The organism is Paraburkholderia sp. (genome assembly GCF_036488795.1).
GTDB lineage: Bacteria > Pseudomonadota > Gammaproteobacteria > Burkholderiales > Burkholderiaceae > Paraburkholderia.
Map to the genome: position 1 here is coordinate 1 of NZ_DASXHA010000175.1, position 3,501 is coordinate 3,501.

Consider the following 3,501-nt stretch of genomic DNA (forward strand, 5'->3'; position numbering starts at 1 on the left):
GTCGGGCCGCCGAAGCTGCGTTCCAGGACAACGTTGCGACCCTTCGGGCCCAGCGTGACCTTCACAGCGTTCGCGAGGATGTTCACGCCTTCAACCATCTTGGCACGGGCGGAATCACCGAATACGACGTCTTTAGCTGCCATCTTCTAACTCCTTGAATTCTTGGGATATAACCGGTGAAGTAGCGACCTTGTGCTTACTTCTGCACCACGGCCATGATGTCTTCTTCGCGCATCACGAGCAGTTCGTTGCCGTCGACCTTGACGGTCTGGCCTGCGTACTTGCCGAACAGGACGCGGTCACCGACCTTCACGTCGAGGGCGATCTGCGCGCCTTTGTCGTCACGCTTGCCCGGGCCGACTGCCAGAATTTCGCCTTGATCCGGCTTTTCTGCTGCGGCTTCGGGGATCACGATGCCCGACGCGGTCTTGGTTTCTTGATCCAGACGTTTGACGATCACGCGATCATGCAAAGGACGAAGGTTCATACATACTCCTCTCTTGATTGAGACTGAAGAACGCTGAGAAAACCCAGCTGGCTGAGCCAACCGGCGATGTTGTTAGCACTCTCGTGCAGCGAGTGCTAATTATATGGACGGGTGGTGACAAATTCAAGAAGGATGGGGGAGGTAAATTGTGACCGGCCTTAACCGCCGCGAGCCACGGCGCACCAGCAGGGCCTTAGACAGCAGACCTTCTTCTCTCTATATGGGTGCGAAGGGCCGAATTTCAACCGGCCTGGGGAAATCCCCGATCCGGATCCCAGGACGACGCAGGCCACCCCGCGCGCGGAACAAGCCGCCGGTTCCATCACCGCGCGCAATGCGCAATGCCTACCCTACTGCCCCGCCAGCAGCCCAAACACCGCCACGCCAGTGGTGGTGCCCACATACACCTTGCCGTTCGCGATCATCGGCGTGATGAACTTGTTGCCCTGGCCGACCTGATCGCGGGCGTTGGCCGCCTGGCTGCTGTTGTACAGCTCGGTGGCGAGATTGGCCGCGTTGTACGCGTGCAGTATCGCGATCGTGCCGTTTTCCACCGCCCACAAAATGCCGTTTGCCGTGCCGTTGGCGGAAATGCTCGGCGTCGAGCCCGGCGAACCGAAGGTGCCCGGCGTATGGCTCGCGGGCGTGCTCACCAGTTGTGCGTTGACCAGGCTGAACGCTTTGATGTTGTCGCCGATCGAGCCGAAATACACCGTGTTATTGAAGTACGCGGGCATGCCGAACTCGGGCCCGACGAGCTGACCGTTGATCTGCTGATAGATGTTGTTGGCGCTCGAACTGAACTTGCCCATCGAATCGCGGTTCACCACGTAGATGATCGCGTCCTTGCCTGCGCCGAGCGCCAGATGATGAACCACGCCGCTCGAATCCGTCAGATCGGGCAGCACTAGCGCGCCGCCTGAACCGAGGTCTTCGTCGGCCTGCGACTCGGCTGTCGTGTTGGACATGGCGAAGTAGTCGGCCACCGACAACTCGTTCGCTGTAGCCAGTTTCATGAACGAGTTGCCGTAATCACCGCTCGATGGATTGCCGCTGGCATTGAGCGTGGTATCGAAGGTGCCGTTGGCGTCGAGGAAGTACACGAACTGGCCGTCCGAAGCCATGCCCGCGCCGCTCATCCAGATCGAGCCTGCGGCGCCGTTCGGCGTGAGGTTCAGCACGCTCGTCTGCTGCAGCGTGCTCGCGCTGTAGGCGATCACCCAGCCGTTGTAGACGCCGTTGTCGCAATGCGAGGTCCAGCCCGTATAGATCACGCCGTTCAGCAGCAACAGCGATTGGCGCTCCGCATATTGCGCCGGATTGAACACCATGCTGCCGTTGCTGCTGTTCGCCCCGCCGCCCGGAGAGGTCGCCGCGATCTCGGTCGGGCCGCCAAACAGTTCTGCGCCGGTCGTGATGTCGAGCGCATGAATACGCTGGTGATAGGCGCCGGCGCCGTCCTTGGTCATCGCCACCACATAGATTGCGCCATTCGGCCCGCGCGTGCGGTCGATTACCGGAGTGGACGTAATGCCGATTTGCGGCGTGATCTGGAAGCAACCGTGGTCGTCGCTCGTGGTCTCGCCGCTACCGAGCGTCGAGACTTTCCACAGTTGCGTACCGGAGTCGGCATCGAAGGCGTAGACGCTGTCGCCTTCCGTCGCAACGTACAGCACGTTGTGCACGGCGCCGCCAACCGTCACCTTCGACAGATACAGCGGCTCGGCATCCACCTTGGCATCGACGGTATCGAAGCCGATTTTGCCGAAGGTCGTGGCGTTCACATTCGCCAGCGTGAGGGTCGTTTCCGCGAGCTGCTGACCCGTGCGGGCGATGTCGTTGTGATACGTCGCGACATCGACCGACATCGCGGTGCCCCCTGAGCCGCTCCCTGAGCCACTCCCCGAGCCGCTCCCGGAGCCCGACCCGCTGCCTCCGGTGCCGGACGTGCCGCCCGAGCCGGAGGTTGAACCCGAACCCGAACCTGCGCCCGCTCCCGCGCCGCTCGTCGAACCGCTACCCGAAGCCGATCCGCCACCCGCGCCGGACGCGGCTCCGCTACCCGTGCCCGCAGCGTTGCTGCTGTCTGCGCCACTCCCGCCCCCACCGCCACCGCTGCATCCCACGAACAGCGCGGCGACGACCGACGCAAAAACGAGGTAATTGCGACCCAGGCCTTTCATGTGTCTCTCCACAATCAAGCGGGCCGGTTTTATCCGGAACCGATCTGCCGATTATCCGCGTGCACGCCCGGCGATGCCAGCCCGCTTACAGCAGGCTGACAAAATGGCGGAGAAACCGGAAGCTTTGGCGGAGAAGAGGGTCGTAGCGTTTTAGCGTGGTTCGCGAAATCGACACAATCAGGTTTTCGAGCCGGCGGTGGCCCTCGCTTGCTGCGCTTCGTTCACATGTTTGTGTGCGCACTTCTTCGCGCGCTTGCGATCGCCACGGAACAGTTTCGCGGCGCGCAGCTTGCGCACCGGTTCCATCAGTCGCCACAGCGGCGAGTCATAGACGCGCGCGAGCTGGCTGCGAGTGTCGGCCAGTGCCGCGCGCGTGGCCGCGAGTTCACTCACCAGCATCGGATCGATGCCCGCACCATCGATCAATGCTACGTCCACCATGCGTGTTGCCCGCTGAGGCGGCACCTGCGCATCGGGCCAGTTTGCCCCCGAGCCGAAGGCCATGGTTTGCGTCCCTTGTGCGAGCTTGCTGGTCCACAGGGTCAACGCATCCATCGCAACGCTGCCATTGCTCGCCCACTGCCTCGCGAGGCTCAGCGCTTCAAGGTGCGCCTGCATGCCTTCGAGCGGATCGAAGCCGCACACGCGCTCAGCCAACTCTTCGCGGCGCGCACTGCCGAACGACGGCGTGAGGCCGGTGAGTTCATTGATCCAGCGTTCTGCGCCTGCAACGTATGCGGGCGAATGGCCTGCCAGATCGCAATCGAAAATCGCGTCCGAGTGCGTCGCCGCGTAACGGAGCGTGAGCAGCCAGTGGCCGAGAAACGCGCG

3 protein-coding genes are annotated in these 3,501 nt (G+C 62.6%); all 3 read right to left on the reverse strand.

Going from position 1 to position 3,501, the window contains the following annotated elements; translation table 11 throughout:
* Nucleotides 1-196 precede the first annotated feature (196 nt).
* Nucleotides 197-487: a co-chaperone GroES gene (gene groES, locus VGH41_RS25865; RefSeq protein ID WP_007178996.1), complete on the reverse strand. Its 291-nt coding sequence runs from the start codon at nt 485-487 to the stop codon at nt 197-199.
* Nucleotides 488-837: 350 nt separating this feature from the next.
* Entirely contained in the window at nt 838-2,670 is a 1,833-nt protein-coding gene (locus tag VGH41_RS25870) for a pyrrolo-quinoline quinone (RefSeq protein ID WP_331600514.1), read from the reverse strand.
* 177 nt (nt 2,671-2,847) lie between these two features.
* A partial coding sequence (locus VGH41_RS25875) for a hypothetical protein (RefSeq protein ID WP_331600515.1) occupies nt 2,848-3,501 on the reverse strand: 654 nt, incomplete at its 5' end.